Source organism: Luteimonas marina (genome assembly GCF_007859325.1).
In the GTDB taxonomy this organism is placed as follows: domain Bacteria; phylum Pseudomonadota; class Gammaproteobacteria; order Xanthomonadales; family Xanthomonadaceae; genus Luteimonas; species Luteimonas marina.
In genome coordinates this window covers 1-20,550 of the sequence record NZ_VOHK01000002.1, presented here as the reverse complement: position 1 = coordinate 20,550, position 20,550 = coordinate 1, and the positions used below count along the sequence as shown (strand labels likewise).

Below are 20,550 nucleotides of genomic sequence, written 5' to 3'. Positions count from 1 at the left end.
GGACCGGGGACCGGTGGGATCACACCCGCCCCCCGGCCTGCAGCCGCGCGTACTCAGCGTCGCTGAACAGCCGCGAGCGCACGAGGAAGCGCAGGCCCTCGCCGTTCTCCAGCGAGAACATGCCGCCGCGGCCCTCGACCACGTCGATGATCAGCTGGGTGTGCTTCCAGTACTCGAACTGCGAGGGGCTGATGTAGAACGGCGCGCCACCGATCTCGCCCAGCCGCACGTCGCGGTCGCCGACGATGAAGTCGTCCTGCGGATAGCACATCGGCGAAGAGCCGTCGCAGCAGCCGCCCGACTGGTGGAACAGCACCGGCCCGTGCTTCGCGCGCAGCCGCTCGATCAGCTGCAGCGCGGCCAGCGTCGCCTTGACCTGCCGCGTGTCGAGCGCCGCCTGTTCCTGCGTGATCATCATTCGCTCCCGGCCGCCTGCCACTGCCAGCGCAGCCCCAGCAGCAGGCCGCGCCCGGGCGCCGGCTCGTAGTAGCGGCCGTTGCCCTCGTTGACGATCACCGAACCGATGTAGGCATGGTCGAACAGGTTGTCGACGCGCGCGAACGCGCGCAGCGTGCCGCCCGCCCGGCGCCAGCTGCGCGCGGCCTCGAGGTGGGCGATGGCGTAACCGGGCGCGTGTTCGCTGCCGGTGTCGTTGACGCTGACGGCCGCCGTGCCCGATGCCTCGAGCGCGAACGTCCAGTCGCGCGGCTGCCAGGCCAGCCGCGCCCAGCCCTGCTGCCGCGAAGTGCCCGGAATGCGCGTGCCCGCCGCCACCAGCACCGAGGGATCGGTGCAGCCGGCGCCGGTGCAGATCGGGAAGCCGTCGCGGAAATGCGCGTCGAGCCAGGTCCACGCCAGTTCGAGCGACCAGGCCTCGCCGAACGGCAGCGACGCAAACAGCTCCGCGCCCTCGCGCCGCGCGCGGCCGACGTTGCGGTAGCTGCTGCGCCCGCCGACGTTGCGCGCGACCGCGAGCTCGTCGTCGGTGTCGGCGCGGAACAGCGCGGCCTCGATGCGCGCGCCGCTGGCGCTGCGCCACTTCGCGCCGAGTTCGACGTTGCGGCTGGTGGCGGGCACCAGGTCGAAAGCGAGGCCGGCGCCGCCGTCGGCGCGGTAGCCGAGCTCGTTGAAGGTCGGCGTCTCGAAGCCGCGGCCGGCCGAGGCGTAGAGCCGCCAGTCGCGCGCCGGCGCGAACGACAGGCCGAGCACCGGCGTGGTCTCCGAGTAGTCGACGCGGCCGCTGTCGTCGGGATTGGCGGCGGTGACGTAGGCGTCGTCCGAGCGGAAGCGCACCGCGCTGTGGCGCGCGCCGGCGAGCAGCGACCAGCGCTGCGCGAACTGCCACCAGGCCTGCGCGTAGCGGTCGACGTTGTCGACGCGGTTGCGCTCGTCGCGCCGCAGCGCGCCGCGCACGCCCAGCGCGTCGCCGACGAAGTTCTCGTAGCCGCGGCGATGCTGGCGCTGGCGGTCGGCGTTGGCGCCGAACGCGGCCTCCAGCGGACGCCCCGCCAGCGTGCCGGTCCAGCGCCAGCGCAGGTCGACGCCGCCGTAGTCGTTGTCGAGGTCGATCACGCCGCCGGAATTGAGCGGGTTCGCCTGCGCCGCGACCGGCAGGGCGAGGAACTGCTCGATCTCGCGCCGGCCGCCGTAGGCCATCGCCTCGAGCGCATGGCCGTCACCGAAGGGCTGCTCGACGCGCAGCCCGAGCTGGTCCTGGCGCGCCGACTTGCGCGTGTTGAACTGGGTTGCGACCGACGTCGCCTGCCGGGGATTCTCCTGCACCTGCGCCCGGGTCAGGCCGAGCGGATCCTGCGCGTCGGGCGCGTCGAAATGGTTGGCGACCAGCTGCACGCGGCCCTCGCGCGGCAGCCCGGCGTGCAGCTTGGCGTTGAACGAGGTGCGGCGCGCGGCGCCGTGGTCGCGCCAGCCGTCGGTGTCGAAACGACTGGCCGCGAGCGCGTAGCCGAAGACCTCGCCGGCGCCGCGCACGCTGGCCGACAGCGCGCGGCTGTCGTCACGCCCGGCGCTGGCCTGCAGGTGCCCGCGCGCAGGCGCCTGTCCGTCGGCGCTCCGGATCTGCACCACGCCGCCGGAGGAGTTGCCATGCAGCGCCGAGAACGGCCCGCGCAGCACCTCGATGCGCTGCGCGCCGGCGAGGCTGAAGTGCGAGACCTGGCCCTGCCCGTCGGGCATCGTCGCCGGAATGCCGTCGGCGTACAGGCGCAGGCCGCGCACGCCGAAGGTCGAGCGCGCGCCGAAGCCTCGGATCGACAGCTGCGTGTCCTGCGCGAAGTTCTGGCGGTCGCGCGCGGACAGCCCCGGCACGCCCGACAGCGCCTCCGACACGTTCACGCCGGGCGCCGCGGCGCCGCCGTCGAGCTCGATCGCGCTCAGCGAGGCCGGCACGTCGAACGGCGCCACGCGCTGCAGCCGCGCCGAGGTGACCTCGACGCGGTCCAGCGTCACCGCGTCCAGCGCATCCTCGGCCGCGGCCGGCGATGCGCTGAACGCGGTGAACACGGCCAGCCACGGCCAGGGGCCCGCGCTGCGTCGCTGCGACGAAAAGGCCATGGTGCGATCAGCCGAAGACCAGCTTGCCCTTCATGACGTTCCAGTGGCCCGGGAACGAACAGAAGAAGGTGTAGTCGCCGCCCTTGTCCAGCCTGGCCGTCGGGAAACTGATCGTGGTCGACTCGCCGCCGCCGATGAGCCCGGTATGCGCGATCACCCGCGCGTCGTCCTTGGGCAGGTAGGCGTCGGCGGCGCTGGCGCGGCCGCCGGCGATCGCCACCGGCCGGAAGTCGGACGTCTTCGCGAGCACCCAGTTGTGGCCCATCGCCGTGGCCGGCATCTTGCCGGTGTGCCTGAGCGTGAGCTCGACCTTGGTGCAGGCCGCGTCGATCTTGATCTCGTTCTTGTCGAACTGCATCGCGTCGTTCGATTCGATGGTGACGCTGCAGGTCTTGGCGAACGCGAGCGGCGCGGCCGCGGACAGCAGCAGGGCGAGGGCAATGCGCAGGATCATGGGTGGATCTCCGTTGGGGCAAACGCTGGAAAGTTCTCTGGTCATCCTGAAAGTCTGAACTTGTCATTCCGGACGCAGTGAAGAATCCGGGGAAATCGGGCGCAGGGATTGACCCGCTTCGCGGTTGTAACGCGCTTGTCGCTACGCCCGAAATGACCGGTGTTAGGAAGTTCCTCGGGTGATGCAGACCCGCGGGCGTCAGAAGAAGATGATGCCGCCGAACGACGCGCCGTTCATCTCCACCGTGGTGCCGTCGAAGGCCTCCGAGCGGGTCTGCCCGAGCTCCAGCGCCAGGGTCACGCCGGGCGTGAGCTGATAGTAGCCGCCGACGGTGGCGTTGGCGTTGGATTCGAGTCCGCCGGTGGCCGGTGTTTCGTCGCGGTTCCTGCTGATGCCGTAGTTGGCGCCGAGCTTGAGCTTTTCGGTCGCGGCGAACGTGCCCTGCACCAGCCAGTTGCTCGACTTCGTATCGAGCTGGTCGCCATCGGAGAGGATGCCCAGGCCCTTGCCCGACTGCACGTTGGCCAGCGCCGAGAACCGGCCGGCGGTGAGCGAGGCGCCGAGCTCCGCGCCGGACATGGTGAAGTCGTCCATGCCGTCGATCGTCGACTCGAACTTCTGCTGCTTGCCGCCGATCCAGACCTTGAAGCCCTCGCCGCTCCAGGCGTACTGCGCCTGCAGCTGCGGCGCCGAGCCCGAATCGTGCGTGCCGCCGTTGTCGACCGGGCTCATCACCGCGAGGGTAACGTTGCCGCCGCCGAACGCCGGCGAGGTCCACGCCATCTGCCCGTAGTGGCCGAGGTAGCTGTAGCCGGCGCCGATGTGGCCGAGCGTGACGCGGCCGCGCTGGGTGGCCTGGATCGGCGCGCCGACGCCGAGCAGGGTCATGTCGGTGAGGATCGCGTTCGCGCCGAACACGCCGTAGTCGCGGCCGAGCTTGAACGTGCCGATGTCCGCGTTGCCGACGGTGAAGAAGGCCTGGCGCACGTCGACGCCGCTGTTGGGCGCGATCGCGCTGGAGGTGGCGGTATGCGCCATGATCGCGATCGTGCCGCCGATGTCGTAGCCGGACTGTTCGGTCGAGAACTTGGTCACCAGCGCGTTCGGCAGCAGGCCGTTGCCGATCGTGCTGCGCGCGTCCTGGCCGCCGCAGCCCAGCGCCTGGCCGGCGAGCGCGAGGCCGCCGACGGGCTCGTCGCCGCAGTCGGTGTAGGTGTAGTAGGCGTTGATGAAGCCGCCGACGTCGATCTTCCAGTCGCCGGCCTCGAACTCGACCGCCTGCGCGGCGGGCGTGCACAGCAGGCAGAGCAGGGACAGCGGGGCCGCGAGACGGCGCCGGCGCGCGCACACGGGCGCGGTCATGGTGGCATGCATGGTCTTCCTCCCGGAAAAGTGGGTAGCGCAGGGTGTCCCGCGTCTGCGCGCGGGTTTGATCGATGGAAGGCTGTGCTCACCAGTCGGTCGGGCAGCCCTGGCAGCTGCCGAACACGACCTCGGAGAACAGCGCGAAACGGATCTTGGTGCCGTGCATCGACGCGCCGTCGAAGGTCGATGCGCTGAACTTGGTTTCCTGCGCGTCGACGTTGCGCAGCGAGGCGCCGCTGAAGTTGCAGCCGATCGCCCAGGCGCCGGACAGGCTGGTGCCGACCAGCGTCGCGCCGGACAGGTCGGACTTGCTCATGCGCGCCGACTCCATCAGCGCGCCGGTCAGGTCGGCGCGGATGAACTTCGCGGTGGCGAGGTAGGACTTCGAGAAGTTCGCGCCGATCGCGATGGCGTCAGTGAAGTCCGCCCCGACGAGGTTGGCGCCGCGCAGGTCGGCGCGGCTGAGGTCGGCGCCGCGGAAGTCGGCGTCGTGCAGGTCCCTGCCGACGAGATCGACGAAGCGCAGGTCCGCGTTCGAGCAGTCGGCGCCGGGCGCAGGCTCGCACTGGCGCAGCGGCTTGCGCTCGGGCGCGTCGGGCGTCAGCGCGGTCGCCGGCGCGGACGCGAGCAGGGCCATGACCGCCAGCATCGGGCCGGCGGTGCGGAGCAGGGCAGGCATCGGAGGTCTCCGTTGGGGCGGCACGGCGCGCGTGGCGCCGTGCCGCGGTCGCAATCAGCGCCTGGGCAGCTTGAACACCCAGTACGAACCGCCCTGGGTCACGGTCCTGGTCAGCTCGGCCATGTCGCCGCCCCACAGCGGCACTGCGCCGCCGTAGCCCGAGGCCAGGCCGATGTACTGCTCGCCGTCGAGTTCCCAGGTGATCGGGATCGAGATGATTCCGCTGCCGGTCTGGAACTTCCACAGCTCGTCGCCGTTGTTCGCGTCGAAGATCTTGACGTAGCCGTCCGAGGTGCCGGTGACCACGAGGTCGCCCGCGGTCGCCAGCGTGCCCGACCACAGCGGGTAGACCTCCTTCTTCTCCCACGCGATCCTGCCGGTCTGCGGGTCGAGCGCGCGCAGGATGCCGACGTGGTCGTCGTGCAGGCGCTTGATGCGGAAGCCCATGCCCAGGTAGGCCGAACCGGGGTTGTAGGCCAGGTGCTCGGCCCAGTAGTCCATGCCCCAGTGGTTGGCGGCGATGTAGAACAGGCCGGTCCTGGGGCTGTAGCTCATCGGGTTCCAGTTCTTGCCGCCCAGGAACGGCGGCGAGACGAAGATCTGCGGGCCCTTCTGCTCGCCTTCCTTCGGCTGCACCGGGCGCTGGCCCGCGTTCTCGATCGGGCGCCCGGTCTTGAGGTCGAAGCCCTTGGCCCAGGTGATGCCGTCGACGAAGGGGTAGGCGGCCAGCAGCGCGGTCGGCTTGTTCGGATAGCCGGCGCCGGTGGCGAGCTTGTCGACGTCGGTGACGAAGAAGAAGCCGTTGCGGTCGGCGTGCGCGCCGGCCTTGATGGTCTTGCCGTCCTTCCTGAAGTCGAACAGCACGATCTCGTTGTTGCCGGAGAAGTCCCAGGTGTCGTTGGGCGTGTGCTGGTAGAAGCCCTTGAGCTCGCCGGTGGTGGCGTCGACGTAGGCCTGGCCGGAGGTGAACAGGCTGTCGTAGTCGTGCTGGTTGCCGCCGGGCGGCGTGCGCAGGTTGCCGTTCCACGGCGCGGGATTGCCGGCGCCGATGACGATGGTGTTGGTCTCCGGATCGTAGCTCGCGCTCTGCCACGGCGCGCCGCCGCCCTGGCTCCAGGACTCGGACTTGCCGGTCGGGCGCGAGGGGTCGTCCGGCCATGACGGCGCCTTCGGATCGCCGGTGGGCGTGCTGTCCTTGCCGTCGAGCCGGCCGACGTGGCCTTCGACCAGCGGCCGCGCCCAGACTTCGTCACCGGTTTCGGGATCGCGCGCGAACAGGTAGCCGAGCACGCCGAACTCGTCGCCCGAGCTGCCGTGGATCAGCAGCACGCGCCCGTTCTTCTCCTTCACCAGCGTCGGCGCGCCGGTCATGGTGTAGCCGACCTTGTGATCGCCGAACTTCTTGTTCCACACGACCTTGCCGGTGTCCTTGTCCAGCGCGACCACGCGCGCGTCGAGCGTGCCGAAGTAGATCTTGTTGCCGTAGATCGCGGCGCCGCGGTTGACCACGTCGCAGCAGGGGCGGATGTCGTCGGGCAGGCGGTGCTCGTAGCTCCACAGTTGCTTGCCGGTCCTGGCATCGAGCGCGAACAGGCGCGAATACGAGGCGGTGACGTAGATCTTGCCGTCGTGCACCAGCGCCTGCGCCTCCTGGCCGCGCTGCTTCTCGCCGCCGAAGCTGAAGCTCCACACCGGCTGCAGGGAGCCGACGTTCTTCGTGTTGATCCTGTCGAGCGGCGAAAAGCGCTGCGCCTTCAGGCCGAAGCCGTAGCTGAGCACGTCGCCGGGCGTCTTGTCGTCGTTGGCGATGTCGTCCCAGGAGACGGGGGTCGCCTGGGCGCCGGCGGACAGCAGTCCGCCGGCCAGGATGGTCGCGATCGCGCAATGCAGAACAGTCTTCATGGTCCCTCCCCGGGATGCTGGTGTCGTGTTGCGTGGGTTGCGTTGCTGGAAAGGCCGGTTTGTCACAAAGCCTTGTTTGTCATTCCGAACGAAATGAGGGATCCCGGAATGTCGGTAGTGCAGATTTCTCGCTGCGCTCGAAATGACAGTGGTTGGTTGCGCGCGATGTCACCCCGGCGGCGGCCGCGAATCGATGTAGGTGCGGATCGCCCACATCGCCTCCTGGCTGAGGATTCCCTCGAACGGCGGCATGTAGACGCGGCCGTCGCGGCTGCGACCGTGGCGCGCGGTGTCGATGAAGTACTGGTCCATGTCGGCGAGGCAGTCCTCGTCGCCGCCGCAGTCGGCGTTGAGCTTGCGCACGTCGGGCGCGATGCCGCCCGACACCGCCTCCAGCCCGTGGCAGCGCGCGCAGTTGGCGTTGTAGCCGCGGGCGCCGACTTCCAGCGCCTCGTCGTGGTGCTCGCCTTCGTGGAACGGATTCCTCGACAGCCAGTCGTCGCTGCCGAGCTTGGGCAGGGTGCCGGTGTCGACCGGCTGCGGCGCGGTGTCGCCGTGGCCGCGGGCACTGCCGGCGAACCAGGCGGCGCCGGCAACGAACGGCAGCGCGAGCGCGAGCACCGCGGTGCGCAGGCGCGTATTGCTTGCGGAAGAGGCTGGCATGGGAACGGAACTCCGGTTGTGCAGGTCGAGAAGGCGCGGCCCGCGCGTCGGGGGGAGAAGCAGGAACGACGCGCGGGGCCGCGCAAAGCGATCAGAAGAAGCCCAGGGCCTTGGGCGAGTAGCTCACCAGCAGGTTCTTGGTCTGCTGGTAGTGGTTGAGCATGTCGAGGTGGTTCTCGCGGCCGATGCCCGACTGCTTGTAGCCGCCGAACGCCGCGTGCGCGGGATAGGCGTGGTAGCAGTTGGTCCACACCCGGCCGGCCTGGATCGCGCGGCCCATGCGGTACAGGCGCGAGGCGTCGCGGCTCCACACGCCGGCGCCAAGGCCGTAGAGCGTGTCGTTGGCGATCGCCAGCGCCTCGGCCTCGTCCTTGAACGTGGTCACCGACACCACCGGCCCGAAGATCTCCTCCTGGAAGATCCGCATCCGGTTGTGGCCCTTGAACACCGTCGGCGCGACGTAGAAGCCGCCGGCCAGCTCGCCCTCGAGCGTGTTGCGGGTGCCGCCGGCCAGCACCTGCGCGCCTTCCTGCCTGCCGATGTCGATGTAGGACAGGATCTTGTCGAGCTGCTCGCTGGAGGCCTGCGCGCCGAGCATGGTGTTGGGGTCGAGCGGGTTGCCCTGCCTGATCGCGGCCACGCGCGCCAGCACCTTCTCCATGAACCTGTCGTAGATCGATTCCTGCACCAGCGCGCGCGACGGGCAGGTGCAGACCTCACCCTGGTTGAAGGCGAACAGCACGAAGCCCTCCACCGCCTTGTCGAGGAAGTCGTCGTCCTCGGCCATGACGTCGGCGAAGAAGATGTTCGGGGACTTGCCGCCCAGCTCCAGCGTCACCGGGATCAGGTTCTGCGAGGCGTACTGCATGATCAGGCGGCCGGTGGTGGTCTCGCCGGTGAACGCGATCTTGGCGATGCGCGGGCTGCTCGCCAGCGGCTTGCCGGCCTCCAGGCCGAAGCCGTTGACCACGTTGAGCACGCCGGCCGGCAGCAGGTCGCCGATGACCTCCAGCAGCACCAGGATCGAGGCCGGCGTCTGCTCGGCCGGCTTCATCACCACGCAGTTGCCGGCGGCGAGCGCGGGCGCGAGCTTCCACACCGCCATCAGCAGCGGGAAGTTCCACGGGATGATCTGCCCGACCACGCCCAGCGGCTCGTGGAAGTGGTAGGCGATGGTGTCGTGGTCGATCTCGGAGATGCCGCCTTCCTGCGCGCGGATCGCGCCGGCGAAATAGCGGAAATGGTCGACGCACAGCGGGACGTCGGCGTTGAGCGTCTCGCGGATCGGCTTGCCGTTGTCCCAGGTCTCGGCGTGCGCCAGCAGCTCGAGGTTCTGTTCGATGCGGTCGGCGATGCGGTTGAGGACGTTGGCGCGTTCGGTGGTGCTGGTCCTGCCCCACGCGTCCTTCGCCGCGTGCGCGGCGTCGAGCGCGGCCTCGATGTCGGCCGCGTTCGAGCGCGGCACCTCGGTGAACGCCTTGCCGGTGATCGGGGTGATGTTCTCGAAGTACTGGCCCGACTTCGGCGCCAGCCACTGGCCGCCGATGTAGTTGGCGTAGCGCTTCTTGAAGATGGACTGCGGGTCGGTGGCTTGCGGTCGCGCTGCGCTGACGGCGTTCATCGTTGGTCTCCTGTACCGATTGGGGTGGCCCGGGTGGGGTTCAGGAAAACGGCGCAAGCGCGATGCCAACGTTCGATGTTGCGCCGCGCCATGGCGCAAACCCGCGCCAATCCTGGAAAGTCGCCGAAAACGTGCTGCAGTGCCGCACGATCCGTGTTTGCGCGCCGGAACAACTTGTGGTGTGTATGGCGACAGGCGCCGCGCGCGGTGTCGCAAATTGCGACAGTCGCAGCGCGGCGGGGAGGAGACGCGATGGCCCGCAGAATCGACGGAGACCTGGCGCAGGCCAGGCGCGCCTTTTTCGAATGGGGCGGCGCCCCGGTCGGCCAGGTGCCGAGCACCATCCTGCAGTCGTGGCGACGCTGCCGGCAGCTCGGCCTCGATGCGGTGCGCAAGCCGTCGATCGAACCGGTGGACGCGCGGCGCCTGCGCGAGATGCGCGAACGCCACGAGAAGCTGTGGCGACTGGCGCGCGCCGAGATCGAACTGCTCTCGCACGAGGCCGCGTCGACCGACAGCATCGTCATCCTCACCGACGCCGACGGCTGGATCCTCGACGCCGAGGGCAACCTCGGCTTCCTCGACAAGGCCGGGCGCGTGGCGCTGATGCCCGGCGCCTGCTGGCACGAATCGCAGGTCGGCACCAACGCCATCGGCACCGCGATCCACGAGCAGCAGGGCGTCGAGGTGCGCGGCGGCGAGCACTACCTGCCGGCGCACAGGATCCTCAGCTGTTCGGCCGCGCCGGTGTTCGAACCCTACGGCCAGCTGGTCGGCGTGCTCGACATCTCCGGCGAATCGAGCGTCTCGCACGCGCACGCGATGGGCCTGGTGCGGCTGGCGGTCGCCAACATCGAACACCGCTACTTCGAGAAGGGACTGCCCGACTGCGAGCTGCTGCGCGTGCACCGCGACCCGGCGCTGCTGGGCACCGCGCGCGAGGGCCTGCTGGCGTTCCGCGACGGCCGGCTCGTCGCCGCCAACCGCAGCGGACTCGACCTGTTCGGGCTCGACCGCGGCGAACTCGGCCGCGCGTCCTACGAGTCTCTGTTCGCCGAGTCGGTCTCGCGGCTGCACGACGAAGGCATGCTGCAGACCCGCGGCGGCGACATGCTGGCCGGCCACGTCGACGCCCCCGAGAAGCCGCGCCGCGCGCGCGGCGGCGCGCCGATCCAGGTCACTGCCTCGGCCCGGCACGACAGCGCCGGGCGCCCGATCTTCGACAGCAGGCTCGACGCCGAACTGCAGCGCGCGCTGCGCGTGCTCGACGCCGGCATGGCGGTGCTCGTCAACGGCGAGACCGGCAGCGGCAAGGAAGTCTTCGCGCGCGAACTGCACCGCCGCGGCAGCCGCGCCGGCAAGCCCTTCGTCGCGGTCAACTGCGCGGCGCTGCCCGAATCGCTGATCGAATCGGAGCTGTTCGGCTACGAGGACGGCGCCTTCACCGGCGCGCGCAAGCAGGGCAACCCGGGCCTGATGCGGCAGGCCGACGGCGGCGTGCTGTTCCTCGACGAGATCGGCGACATGCCGCTGTCGCTGCAGCCGCGGCTGCTGCGCGTGCTGCAGGAGCGCGAGCTCACCCCGCTCGGCGGCGGCAAGCCGGTGAAGCTGGACTTCGCCCTGGTCTGCGCGACCCACTGCGACCTCGAGGAGGCGATCGGCGAAGGCCGCTTCCGCGCCGACCTCTACTACCGCATCTCCCACCACGGCGTGCACCTGGACGCCCTGCGCGAGCACGCGGACCTGCCAGCGCTGATCGCCGAACTGTGGGCGCGCATCGGCCGCGGCAAGACGCTGGCCGACGACGCGATGGCGCGGCTGGTCGGCTACGACTGGCCCGGCAACCTGCGCCAGCTGGTCTCGTGCCTGCGCACCATGGACGCGCTCGGCGAACCCGGCGTGCCGCTGACCGAACGCGACCTGCCCGGCTACCTGCAGAAGGCGCCGCGCGGCGCGCGGCTGGCGCCCGCGGCCGACGGCGGAGATGCGCCCGCGCCCGGCGCGATGCCCGTCGCCGGCACCGACCTCGACGCCCTGGCCGAGGCCGCGATGCGCGCCGCGCTGAAGGCCTGCGACGGCAACGTCTCGCGCGCCGCGCGCCGCCTGGGCGTCAGCCGCAGCACGCTGTACCGCAGGCTGGGGAAGGACGTGCTGCAGTAGGCGCCGGGGCCGCCGCGCGGGCGCGCCACGCCCCGGTCATCGCAGGCCGAAGGCCTGCCTCAGCTGACCGCCGCCACCGCCTTAGCCACGTAGTCGAGGTTCTTCGCGCTCAGCGCCGCCACGCAGATGCGCCCGGTGCCGACGGCATAGATCCCGAATTCCTCGCGCAGGCGCTCGACCTGCGCCTTCGACAGGCCCGAGTACGAGAACATCCCCGCCTGGCGCTGGATGAAGTCGTACTGCGGCGCGCCGTTGGCGGCGAGCTGCTCCACCAGGCCCTTGCGCAGCGCGTGGATGCGCGTGCGCATCTGGCCGAGTTCGGCTTCCCATTCCGCGCGCAGCGCCGGATCGCCCAGCACCCCGGCCACCAGCGCCGCGCCGTGCGTCGACGGACTGGAATAGTTGGCGCGGATCAGCCGCTTGACCTGCGACTGCACGCGCCTGCTCTCGTCGGCGTTGTCGCTGACCACGGTCAGCGCGCCGACGCGCTCGCCGTAGAGCGAGAACGACTTCGAATACGAACTGGCGACCACGAAGTTGCGGATCGGCGAGGCGGCCAGCAGCCGGATCGCCAGCGCATCCTCGGCGATGCCCCGGTCGAAGCCCTGGTAGGCCATGTCGACGAAGGGGAACAGCCCGCGCTCGTGCAGCAGCGCGATCACCTGCTCCCACTGCGCCGGCGACAGGTCGGCGCCGGTCGGGTTGTGGCAGCAGGCGTGCAGCAGCACCACGGTGCCGGCGTCCAGCTTGCGCAGGTCGGCGAGCATGCCGTCGAAGTCGAGCCCGTGCGCCGCGGCGTCGAAATAGGTGTAGTCGACCACCTCGAAGCCGACCGCGCCGAACACCGCGCGATGGTTCTCCCAGCTCGGGTTGCTGATCGCGATGCGCGCGGCCGGCAGCGTCTTCTTCAGCAGCTCCGCGGCCACGCGCAGCGCGCCGCTGCCGCCCACGGTCTGCGTGGTCGCGGCGCGGCCCTCGCTGATCAGCGGCGAATCCTGGCCGAACAGCAGCTCGCGCGTGGCGCGGGTGTAGTCGGGCATGCCGTCGATCGGCAGGTAGCCGCGCGGCTTGCTGGCCTCGGCCAGCCGGCGCTCGACCTGCTGGACGGCGCGCAGCACCGGGATGCGCCCGTCCTCGTCGTAGTAGATGCCGACGCCGAGATTGACCTTGGTGGCGCGGGCATCGGCGTTGTAGGCCTCGGTCAGGCCGAGGATGGGATCACCGGGAACCAGTTCAACGTTCGCGAAAAAAGACACGGCAGCAGTCGTCGCAAGGAGGGGAGGGGAAGGCGTTGCCGGAAAGCGCAGCGAAAACCGCGCAACTTTAGCATCTTCGCCGCTGCCGCCCGCGTTCGTTGCGGACGGAACATTCGCCCGGTATCAACTTGCGGGAGAGCCTTCAGACGTCGCCGTCGCCCGCCCAGCCCTCGCCGCTGCCGCGCTGGAAGACATGGTCGCCATCGAGCACCTCGCCGGCCGGAATCGAATCCTGCGCCGCCAGCCGCGCGTAGATCGGGGTGAAGTCGGGCCGCGTCGCCTCGATCAGCTGCTCGAAGCTGTCGATCACGAAGTAGGTCTTCTGGAAGGTATCGATGCGGTAGCGCGTGCGCATGATCCGCTCCAGGTCGAAACCGATGCGGTTGGGCGCCGCGCTCTCCAGCGCATGGATCGACTCGCCCTTGGACGAGACGATGCCGCTGCCGTAGATGCGCAGCGCCCCGTGCTCGCGGATCAGGCCGAACTCGACCGTGTACCAGTACAGCCGGGTGAGGTTCTGCAGCGCCTCGGCGCCGACCGCATGCGCCTTCACCCCGCCGCGGCCGTAGGCCTGCATGTAGTCGGCGAACACCGGGTTCATCAGCAGCGGCACGTGGCCGAACAGGTCGTGGAACAGGTCCGGCTCCTCGATGTAGTCGATCTGTTCCGGCTTGCGGATCCACCACGTCACCGGGAAGCGGCGGTTGGCGAGGTGGTCGAAGAAATCGAGTTCCGGCAGCAGGCCCTCGACGCCGATCAGCTGCCAGCCGGTGGCCGCGCCCAGCACCGCGTTGAGCTCGGCGTACTTCGGGATCGCGTGCGGGGTCATGCCCATCGCGTCCTGCGCGTGCAGGAAGGCTTCGCTGGCGCGGCCGACGAGCAACTCGCGCTGGCGCGCGAACAGCGTCGCCCAGGTGGCGTGGTCCTCGGTGGTGTAGCCGTCCCACGGCTGCTCGACGATGCCGGTGGCGTAGACGGGCACCTTGCCCTTGTCGGTGTGCAGGTTCTCGACGCGACGCGGCTGCGGCTGGGCGGACATGGCGGTTCTCCGGAAGGGCCCCGCCTTCGCTTCCTCCCCCGTGCGTGGGGGAGTGGGGGGCGCGAAACTGCAGAATATCCTCCAATTCGCGCAACAAGCTTGCAAAGTTGCAAGAGGCAGGTCTGAAAGCGCAAGATTCATTCGATTAATTCCAAATTTGCGCAACATATGCCCGCAGCCGACCTCGACCGCACCGACCTCCTGCTCCTGGCCGAACTCCAGCGCACCGGCCGCCAGACCAACGCCGAGCTGGCCGAACGCGTGCACCTGTCCGCCTCCGCCTGCCTGCGCCGCGTGCAGCGGCTCGAACGCGAGGGCGTCATCGCCGGCTACCGCGCTGAACTCGACGGCGACCGCCTTGGCCTCGGCCTGCAGGCCTTCGTGCGCGTCCAGCTGGCCCGGCACGACGCCGAATCGGTGGCCGCCTTCGCCACCCGCGTCAACGACTGGCCCGAGGTGATCGCCTGCCACGCCCTCACCGGCGATATGGACTACCTGCTGCACGTCGCCGTCTCCGACCTCGAGCACTTCTCGCGCTTCCTGCTCGACAAGCTGCTCGCCGACGCGCGCGTAGCCGACGTCAACTCCAGCTTCGTGCTGCGCACGGTCAAGGCCTTCCGCGGACTGCCGCTGCCGGAGGCGTAGTCAGCGATCAAGCGGACTGAGCACCCCGCCCGCGCCGCGATTGAGCACGTGCGTGTAGATCTGCGTGGTGGCGACGTCCTTGTGGCCGAGCAGCTCCTGGATCGTGCGGATGTCGGCGCCGGCCTCGAGCAGGTGCGTGGCGAAACTGTGGCGCAGCGTGTGCGGCGTGACGGGTTTATCGATGCCGGCGCGCTTGGCGGCGCGATGGACCGCGCGCTGCAGCACGTTCTCGTCGAGATGATGGCGCTTGATGCGCCCGTCGCGCGGATCAATGCTGCGACGCGACGCGGGAAACAGGTACTGCCAGTCGAGCGATCGTGTTGCCCCCGGATACTTGCGCGCCAGGGCGTGCGGCAGCGCCACCTCGCCGAAGCCACGCGACAGTTCTTCCGCGTGCAGCGTGCGCACCGCATCGACCTGCAGGCGCAACGCCGACGACAAGCGCGCCGGCAATACCGTTCGCCGGTCCTTGCCCCCCTTGCCGTCCCGGATGGTGATCTCGGTGCGGGCGAAGTCGACGTCCTTGATCCGCAGGCGCAGGCATTCCATCAGCCGCAGGCCGCTGCCGTAGAGCAGGCCCGCCATCAGCCAGTCGCGGCCGGAGAACTGCTCGAGCAATCGTTCGACCTCCGCGCGGGACAGCACGACCGGCAACTTCGGCGCCCGCTTGGCGCGAACCACGTCCTTCATCCAAGGCAGCTTGAGCGCCAACACCTCGCGATACAGGAAAAGAATGGCCGACAACGCCTGATTCTGCGTACTTGGCGCAACGTGGTCGTCCGTGGCCAAGCGCGTCAGAAAGGTTTCCACTGCCTTGCCGTCGAGCGTGCGCGGATGGCGCTTGCCATTGGCGTGGATATACCGGCGAATCCAGTACAGGTAGGCCTGCTCTGTCCGCAAACTGTAGTGTTTGAGCCGCATCCGTGCGCGAACTTCGTCCAACAGCTTCGGTCGTGCATCCACTGGCGGCACGCCGGATACGCCGGCCTGCATGTGGTCATATCCCATAACAACCGCCTCCTTGCCGGATATTCCAAACTGTCAGGCCACAGTCGCGTGAAAACCATCCGGCCAAAGCATTGGTGCCTGTAGGAAAACCCTGATTGACGCCCCTCCCGTCCGCAAGCATATTCGGCGCTACACCCCGGTTTGGGGTCTAATTGGCGTTAGGCACCACATCAACCTAATCGGGGCGCGTATGAGCGGAGCAGTCGTAATCGTCAGCTATCGTGCACTTCCGGAGCGTGTGGACACAGCCAAGCGCGAGATTGGCACTCTCATCGCTGCCGTCCAGGCCATTGAGCCAGATTGCGGCGGCATCACCATGCTCCAGGACGCAAGCGACCCGGCTCGCTTCACACTGATCGAGTACTGGCCAAGCCAAGAGACTTTTCTTGGGCCGCATATGCAGCAACCACACATTCAATCCTTCATCCAAAGCGCCGGCGCCTTCCTCGCGGGGCCGCCGGATATCTCGTTCTGGCATCCCGTCGGTGGTGCCTAACAATTCATTCAAGCCGACGCCGCTTCGCGGCGCGGCTTAATTCAGGCGTTAGGGCGCTCGGGCTAAGCATCCATGTCTGTGCAGGTTCAAGCGACTGACACTCTTTCGCCAAAGCTGGCTGCTCTAGATTTCCGCGCTGCACTTTCAATGCCGACAGGTCTGGGGCAAGCCGCAGGCTTGCCGTATTCCATGGGGCGTGCCAGTCCCGAGTTGACTTGGGGCAAGCTCACAGCGGCGATCGGTTGGCGTACAGTTCCGGCAACGGGGTCCGGCAGTTCTGTCGCCGGCGCCCTAACCATTCGTTCAAGCCGAACTTGTCCCGCTACGCGGGCCAAGTCGGCTTAACTCAAGCGTTAGGCCGCTGTGGAACTCCCAACCGTGTTGACACTTGAAGATATCGAGCAAGGCTTAGCTGCGGCCATCGAATGGCGCCGCTTTTGGATTTGGCATGGGGTCAAGCTCGCTAGTTTCATGGCCGTCTGCGGTTTGGTGCCGATCGGGATAGGCTATCTTCAAGACATGCCAGTCTCGCCGTGGGCGTTCTTGCTACCGGTTCTTCTTGCTGCCATCGTTGTGCCAGCGCCAATTCGTGAGTCGCTTCATTTCTCCCGCATGGTTGCAGAGTTCAGGAGCGCGAAGCGAAAAGCTTCAGCTGGCCAGCTGGTTCAAGCTTCAGACGTTCCCTCTCTAGGCCGGCGAGCAGCGGCCTAACAATGCGTTCAAGCCGACACCGCTTCGTTCCGCAAACCACATGGCAGAAAGAGCTTGCCATGTGGTTCGCTCCACTACGCGGCGCGGCTTAACTTAAGCGTTAGGCCTCACTTGGGTTCAAGGGAATCCGTATGAAGATGCTAAGGCAATTTGCAGTAATTGCGGTACTTCTGTGCTCATGTGACAAGAACGAATCGGCAAAGTTTCCAATCGGCCCATGTGCGGATGACGTATGCATCGGACAACATATGGAAAATTATGCCGACATGACGTGTGGGCAGAATCTTTCTTCCCTGCCATCTTCTGACGCTAGGCGCTGCGAGCTCAGAGTAATGCCCATTGTTGCTGGAGTTGAGGCCACAGGAGCTACCCTAAATTTCTTCAACTCCCACTTGGCTTCCGCGACAGTTTACTTCGCTGATCGGTCATGTGATCCAATTTACAATGTCTTGGATCACAAGTTTGGAAAAGGAAAGGAAAAGTACTACCCCAATAATCCTAAGAAAATTAGCTTGGGCGATCTTTCTAAGGGAATTGAGTGGAATACTAGCAATGGTCGAGTCATTGGGGCGGCGCTAGATAAAGAGAATGAATCTGTAAGCTGTGCAGTTCGGCTGTACGGTAATTGGGTGCAGGATGAGATGTCACGCACGTTGGATCGGGATGGCTCTGTGAGAGGCTGAGGCCTAACAATTCGTTCAAGCCGATGCCGCTTCGCGGCACGGCTTAACTCAAGCGTTAGGCCTCATGCCATACATTCAAGCAATCCTTTCAGACTCTTGGGCACTAGCAGCTCTTGCGCTGCTCATACCAGGATTGCTCATTGCTGCTCTCCGGCGCCCCAAGAACCCGGTATCTCGCAAGCACGCCATCTGGCTGCTTTGGGCCATTTGCTTCGGGATTCTCGCAATTTGGGGCATGCGCCAAGAGAGGCTCGTTATCGCTGGCGGTCTAGTTCCGTCCAATGACCAACCGGTTGCCGTCCCGGTCAAAGGCACCACACGGTACGTCGCCCCGGTATTGGCTTACCGCCATGACTCGTCAATGTGGTTGCTGCTTATCTGCGGCCTTGGCTTCGCTGTTGCGTACAAGCTTGCGCGCGTCGAGGATGAGGCCTAACAATTCATTCAAGCCGACGCCGCTTCGCGGCGCGGCTTAATTCAGGCGTTAGGCTTCACTGTGGAGCATGCTGAATGCCCGAAGAGAGAAAAATGCCTTATCACTGGCCTGAGCGTGGATTGTTTCCTGTCGTAGTTGCGGGAACGAGCCACTACGAAAGGCAAATTCGGCGCATAGCAAAGAACGCCTACTACGAACCAGCTCTTACTTTCTGCAGCGTCAAGCTAACAGCCGAGGATCACAACACCCACGATCCAAACGCGGTGCTTGTATCGATCGACACTATTGCCTTAGGACATCTTCCACGTGAGCTCGCGGCCGACTTCAGATCCCGCCTGAAAAATTGTCAGCTTGAGGGCGAAGAAACTACTTGCGCTGCGGTCATCACGGCAGGACATGAAACCACTGAGCAACGGTACAACTACCGTATAGAGCTTGATCTCCATCTTTTCGACATACCCAATAGGACTGCTCCCAAGTATCCACGACCATTCCTACGAAATGGATACCCTGAACCTAGCAGCATCGGCGGAGGACGCTATGTCATTAGGGTTTTTCTTCCGGCAGGGCTTCTCGATGACATGGATAAGAACGGAACGATCAACTCTTGGTCAAGAGAAGGTTCCGACAAGGTGAGCTACTACGCACAAAATCGAGTCGGCCTAGGATCGGGTTACTGGCTGTTCGCCATTCCGAGAAAGAACCATGAGGAGTTGTTCGGAGAGAAGCAGGCTTCTGCATCCTTCCGATCAATTTCTGGCCGCCAAGCAGTGATCGAGTTGGCAAGTGAAGCCTAACAATGTGCTCAAGCCGACACCGCATCGGGGCGCAAACCACATGGCAGGTACAGCTTGCCATGTGCTTCACGCCCCGCTGCGGCGCGGCTTATCTTAGGTGTTAGGGCGCACTGGAGATATTCATGAGACTCGTTGTTTTCGCCACATCTCTTTTGATGGTAGCGCCAGCACTCGCACAGACTCGCGTGGAAAAGCCAACGCTTCTCAAGCCGCAAGCACCATTCACTGAATCAGGCGTAGTTTCAGAATCGGAAATGAAGCTGATTTCCACGATTGAGGTGAACAAAATCGAGGAAGGTGCGCACAACGGCGTTGCGTATCGTATCTACTACACAGATGGCAGCGGCTCTTTCTCGGGATCACCCGATGGAAAGCTAAGTGGCGCTCTTGGACGCGGTAGCGACTGGAGCACCGCGTGCAAGAAAGATCCAATGAACGACAAGAAGTCATGCTATCTCCAACGAAATAAGCTCTGGGTATGGCTGTACCAAACTGGCCGTGTCGAAGTCTTCATTGGAGGGGATCAATACCCTGGGACAAGCGCAACCATTCGCATTGATTCAAACCCAGCGATAAAGAGTCCATCAGACAGTGAGGGCGTCTTCACAGCCGCGCAAAGCAAGCAAATCGTTCAACAATTGATTTCTGGCGACACCGTGGCAACTAGATACGTCGATTGGCCCTATCGCTCAGCAAATGATGATTCTTTCGGGCTTAGCGGATTCGACGAAGCATACGAATATATCCAATGGGCGCTCAAGCAAATCAAGTAGTGCGCCCTAACAATTCATTCAAGCCGACGCCGCTTCGCGGCGCGGCTTAATTCAGGCGTTAGGCATCAGGGGAAATGTCTTGGCAAACTGGATTAGTGAAAACTGGCTTGCCTTCTATGGCGCCCTTACGGGAACGGCAGCGCTCGCTATCAACTTCTTCTCTTACATACACAATCGGAATAAGGAGAAAATCAAGATTACGGTGTCCTTTACCAAGCATCCAAAACAGGCCACTAACATCCTGAGCATGCAAGAGGGCACCCATGAAATGCCTTGGAAAAGCGCAAGCCTCGTAGAAGTTTATCTGGTGACCGTTCGCAACGTTGGCAACATACCAGCGCCCCTAGAGAGTGTGGGCGTAGTCACGAGCTCCGGAAAGGATCGACCAGCCCTCATCGCTCTGCCAGGGCGGTCCCTTACGCTCGAGAAAGCATCGGGCTCAAACATGGATACGTTGCAACCGAAGTCATCACGAACGTTCAGCACATATCTCAACAGAGATGAAGAACTCTATTCAGTCTCCAAGGCATACGCCGTTGATCAAACAGGCAAGAGGTGGGAGTCTGATGCCTAACAATTCATTCAAGCCGACGCCGCTTCGCGGCGCGGCTTAATTCAGGCGTTAGGCGTCTAAAAGCAGTTGCGCTCAGTGCAGTTTTCGGCGATCGGATCGGTCGCGGTACTGCAAGAATTCTGGTCTGTGGCGGCGGGTCGTTCGTCGCGCTTCGGCCAGCTCCGCTTCGGGCAGGTTCGTGCAGCACGCCGGGGTGATTCATGGCGGTTGGCCTCGGAAAGTAGAGATATGCCGTCGCAACTTGAGGGTTCGCTGCGGGCTTCGGCCAGGCCCGGGATAGGTTCACGGCCGGCGTGCCCAAGTGTTTGCGGCTTCGGCGACATCTCAAGCGCCGGGCCTTGTCGTGCTCCCATTTCCGTCGTAGCGTTGACGCCTAACAATTCATTCAAGCCGACGCCACTTCGTGGCGCGGCTTAACTCAGGCGTTAGGCGCTATGAAACAGATCATCGAAGCCATGAACCAGGAGGACTCCGCCGACGTTGAGGCGAAGCGCGACTGGGTCAAGAATCACTACGAGCCACATGCCCTAGACAAGTACAACACTGTCGAGGGCAAGCTGGCCTTGGTTGATGCAATTCTGACTAACGGATGGGTCTCGGCAGCAGACACACTCAAGCTGCAATGCCTCGGGATCACATTTGGTGACGCACTTGCGCAGCACATGGGACTGGACTGGGTTGCAGTTGAGGATGAGTATGGCCGTGACCCCGCGCTGA

17 protein-coding genes are annotated in these 20,550 nt (G+C 65.9%); 6 read left to right on the top strand and 11 right to left on the bottom strand.

Annotation, left to right across the window (positions count from 1 at the left end; translation table 11 throughout):
- Nucleotides 1–19: 19 nt before the first annotated feature.
- The 8 genes from FQY83_RS04255 to adh form a co-directional block, all read right to left on the bottom strand.
- Entirely contained in the window at nucleotides 20–415 is a 396-nt protein-coding gene (locus tag FQY83_RS04255; RefSeq protein WP_146385413.1) for a DUF779 domain-containing protein, read from the bottom strand.
- Nucleotides 415–2,571, bottom strand: a complete 2,157-nt coding sequence (locus tag FQY83_RS04250) for a TonB-dependent receptor family protein (RefSeq protein WP_146385411.1) — start codon at nucleotides 2,569–2,571, stop codon at nucleotides 415–417. The genes FQY83_RS04255 and FQY83_RS04250 overlap by 1 nt, the downstream gene beginning before the upstream one ends.
- Before the next feature lie 7 nt (nucleotides 2,572–2,578).
- Nucleotides 2,579–3,025, bottom strand: a complete 447-nt coding sequence (gene azu, locus FQY83_RS04245; protein ID WP_146385409.1) for an azurin — start codon at nucleotides 3,023–3,025, stop codon at nucleotides 2,579–2,581.
- Between the two features lie 198 nt (nucleotides 3,026–3,223).
- Nucleotides 3,224–4,399: a porin gene (locus tag FQY83_RS04240; RefSeq protein WP_202878154.1), complete on the bottom strand. Its 1,176-nt coding sequence runs from the start codon at nucleotides 4,397–4,399 to the stop codon at nucleotides 3,224–3,226.
- A gap of 76 nt (nucleotides 4,400–4,475) precedes the next feature.
- Complete coding sequence (locus FQY83_RS04235) at nucleotides 4,476–5,069, bottom strand: pentapeptide repeat-containing protein (RefSeq protein ID WP_146385407.1); 594 nt, start codon at nucleotides 5,067–5,069, stop codon at nucleotides 4,476–4,478.
- A 54-nt stretch (nucleotides 5,070–5,123) separates the two neighbouring features.
- Entirely contained in the window at nucleotides 5,124–6,971 is a 1,848-nt protein-coding gene (locus FQY83_RS04230; RefSeq protein ID WP_146385405.1) for a PQQ-dependent methanol/ethanol family dehydrogenase, read from the bottom strand.
- 168 nt (nucleotides 6,972–7,139) lie between these two features.
- Complete coding sequence (gene pedF, locus FQY83_RS04225) at nucleotides 7,140–7,634, bottom strand: cytochrome c-550 PedF (RefSeq protein WP_146385403.1); 495 nt, start codon at nucleotides 7,632–7,634, stop codon at nucleotides 7,140–7,142.
- A 91-nt stretch (nucleotides 7,635–7,725) separates the two neighbouring features.
- Nucleotides 7,726–9,255: an aldehyde dehydrogenase gene (adh, locus tag FQY83_RS04220; RefSeq protein ID WP_146385401.1), complete on the bottom strand. Its 1,530-nt coding sequence runs from the start codon at nucleotides 9,253–9,255 to the stop codon at nucleotides 7,726–7,728.
- A gap of 252 nt (nucleotides 9,256–9,507) precedes the next feature.
- Between adh and FQY83_RS04215 the strand changes: the two genes are divergently transcribed.
- The gene (locus FQY83_RS04215; RefSeq protein ID WP_146385399.1) at nucleotides 9,508–11,415 is read left to right on the top strand and encodes a sigma-54-dependent Fis family transcriptional regulator; all 1,908 of its coding nucleotides are present in this window, start codon (nucleotides 9,508–9,510) and stop codon (nucleotides 11,413–11,415) included.
- A gap of 59 nt (nucleotides 11,416–11,474) precedes the next feature.
- Here FQY83_RS04215 and FQY83_RS04210 read toward each other — a convergent pair whose 3' ends face one another.
- Together FQY83_RS04210 and phhA are read right to left on the bottom strand one after the other, a co-directional pair.
- Complete coding sequence (locus FQY83_RS04210) at nucleotides 11,475–12,671, bottom strand: amino acid aminotransferase (RefSeq protein WP_146385397.1); 1,197 nt, start codon at nucleotides 12,669–12,671, stop codon at nucleotides 11,475–11,477.
- A gap of 142 nt (nucleotides 12,672–12,813) precedes the next feature.
- Nucleotides 12,814–13,710 (bottom strand): phenylalanine 4-monooxygenase, encoded by an 897-nt coding sequence (gene phhA, locus FQY83_RS04205; RefSeq protein ID WP_146385395.1) that lies wholly within the window; start codon nucleotides 13,708–13,710, stop codon nucleotides 12,814–12,816.
- Between the two features lie 168 nt (nucleotides 13,711–13,878).
- Here phhA and FQY83_RS04200 point away from each other — a divergent pair, with 168 nt between their 5' ends.
- Nucleotides 13,879–14,355, top strand: a complete 477-nt coding sequence (locus FQY83_RS04200; RefSeq protein ID WP_146385392.1) for an Lrp/AsnC family transcriptional regulator — start codon at nucleotides 13,879–13,881, stop codon at nucleotides 14,353–14,355.
- On the opposite strand, the gene FQY83_RS04195 is transcribed toward FQY83_RS04200, so the two are convergent.
- Nucleotides 14,356–15,348 carry an integron integrase gene (locus FQY83_RS04195; protein WP_238333404.1) on the bottom strand — a complete coding sequence of 331 codons (993 nt, stop codon included), beginning with the start codon at nucleotides 15,346–15,348 and terminating at the stop codon, nucleotides 14,356–14,358.
- A gap of 205 nt (nucleotides 15,349–15,553) precedes the next feature.
- On the opposite strand from FQY83_RS04195, the gene FQY83_RS04190 reads away from it, so the two are divergent.
- The 4 genes from FQY83_RS04190 to FQY83_RS04175 all read left to right on the top strand — a co-directional run.
- Nucleotides 15,554–15,859, top strand: coding sequence for a putative quinol monooxygenase (locus FQY83_RS04190; protein WP_146385388.1), 306 nt, complete (start codon nucleotides 15,554–15,556; stop codon nucleotides 15,857–15,859).
- A 1,904-nt stretch (nucleotides 15,860–17,763) separates the two neighbouring features.
- On the top strand, nucleotides 17,764–18,486 hold the full coding sequence (locus tag FQY83_RS04185) for an HIRAN domain-containing protein (protein WP_146385386.1): 723 nt from the start codon (nucleotides 17,764–17,766) through the stop codon (nucleotides 18,484–18,486).
- A gap of 122 nt (nucleotides 18,487–18,608) precedes the next feature.
- Complete coding sequence (locus FQY83_RS04180; RefSeq protein ID WP_146385384.1) at nucleotides 18,609–19,259, top strand: hypothetical protein; 651 nt, start codon at nucleotides 18,609–18,611, stop codon at nucleotides 19,257–19,259.
- A 1,008-nt stretch (nucleotides 19,260–20,267) separates the two neighbouring features.
- Nucleotides 20,268–20,550, top strand: a 283-nt coding sequence (locus FQY83_RS04175; RefSeq protein WP_146385382.1) for a DUF3806 domain-containing protein, incomplete at its 3' end; no start/stop codon positions are given.

What these genes read in the sequence shown, in the direction of transcription:
- FQY83_RS04215 (WP_146385399.1), top strand. Translation starts at nt 9,508, where the DNA reads ATGGCCCGCAGAATCGACGGAGACCTGGCGCAGGCCAGGCGCGCCTTT.
- pedF (WP_146385403.1), bottom strand. Translation starts at nt 7,634, where the DNA reads ATGCCAGCCTCTTCCGCAAGCAATACGCGCCTGCGCACCGCGGTGCTC.
- FQY83_RS04255 (WP_146385413.1), bottom strand. Translation starts at nt 415, where the DNA reads ATGATCACGCAGGAACAGGCGGCGCTCGACACGCGGCAGGTCAAGGCG.
- adh (WP_146385401.1), bottom strand. Translation starts at nt 9,255, where the DNA reads ATGAACGCCGTCAGCGCAGCGCGACCGCAAGCCACCGACCCGCAGTCC.
- FQY83_RS04180 (WP_146385384.1), top strand. Translation starts at nt 18,609, where the DNA reads ATGAGACTCGTTGTTTTCGCCACATCTCTTTTGATGGTAGCGCCAGCA.
- FQY83_RS04190 (WP_146385388.1), top strand. Translation starts at nt 15,554, where the DNA reads ATGAGCGGAGCAGTCGTAATCGTCAGCTATCGTGCACTTCCGGAGCGT.
- azu (WP_146385409.1), bottom strand. Translation starts at nt 3,025, where the DNA reads ATGATCCTGCGCATTGCCCTCGCCCTGCTGCTGTCCGCGGCCGCGCCG.
- FQY83_RS04240 (WP_202878154.1), bottom strand. Translation starts at nt 4,399, where the DNA reads ATGCATGCCACCATGACCGCGCCCGTGTGCGCGCGCCGGCGCCGTCTC.
- FQY83_RS04200 (WP_146385392.1), top strand. Translation starts at nt 13,879, where the DNA reads ATGCCCGCAGCCGACCTCGACCGCACCGACCTCCTGCTCCTGGCCGAA.
- FQY83_RS04185 (WP_146385386.1), top strand. Translation starts at nt 17,764, where the DNA reads ATGCCCGAAGAGAGAAAAATGCCTTATCACTGGCCTGAGCGTGGATTG.
- FQY83_RS04250 (WP_146385411.1), bottom strand. Translation starts at nt 2,571, where the DNA reads ATGGCCTTTTCGTCGCAGCGACGCAGCGCGGGCCCCTGGCCGTGGCTG.
- FQY83_RS04230 (WP_146385405.1), bottom strand. Translation starts at nt 6,971, where the DNA reads ATGAAGACTGTTCTGCATTGCGCGATCGCGACCATCCTGGCCGGCGGA.
- FQY83_RS04195 (WP_238333404.1), bottom strand. Translation starts at nt 15,348, where the DNA reads ATGCAGGCCGGCGTATCCGGCGTGCCGCCAGTGGATGCACGACCGAAG.
- phhA (WP_146385395.1), bottom strand. Translation starts at nt 13,710, where the DNA reads ATGTCCGCCCAGCCGCAGCCGCGTCGCGTCGAGAACCTGCACACCGAC.
- FQY83_RS04235 (WP_146385407.1), bottom strand. Translation starts at nt 5,069, where the DNA reads ATGCCTGCCCTGCTCCGCACCGCCGGCCCGATGCTGGCGGTCATGGCC.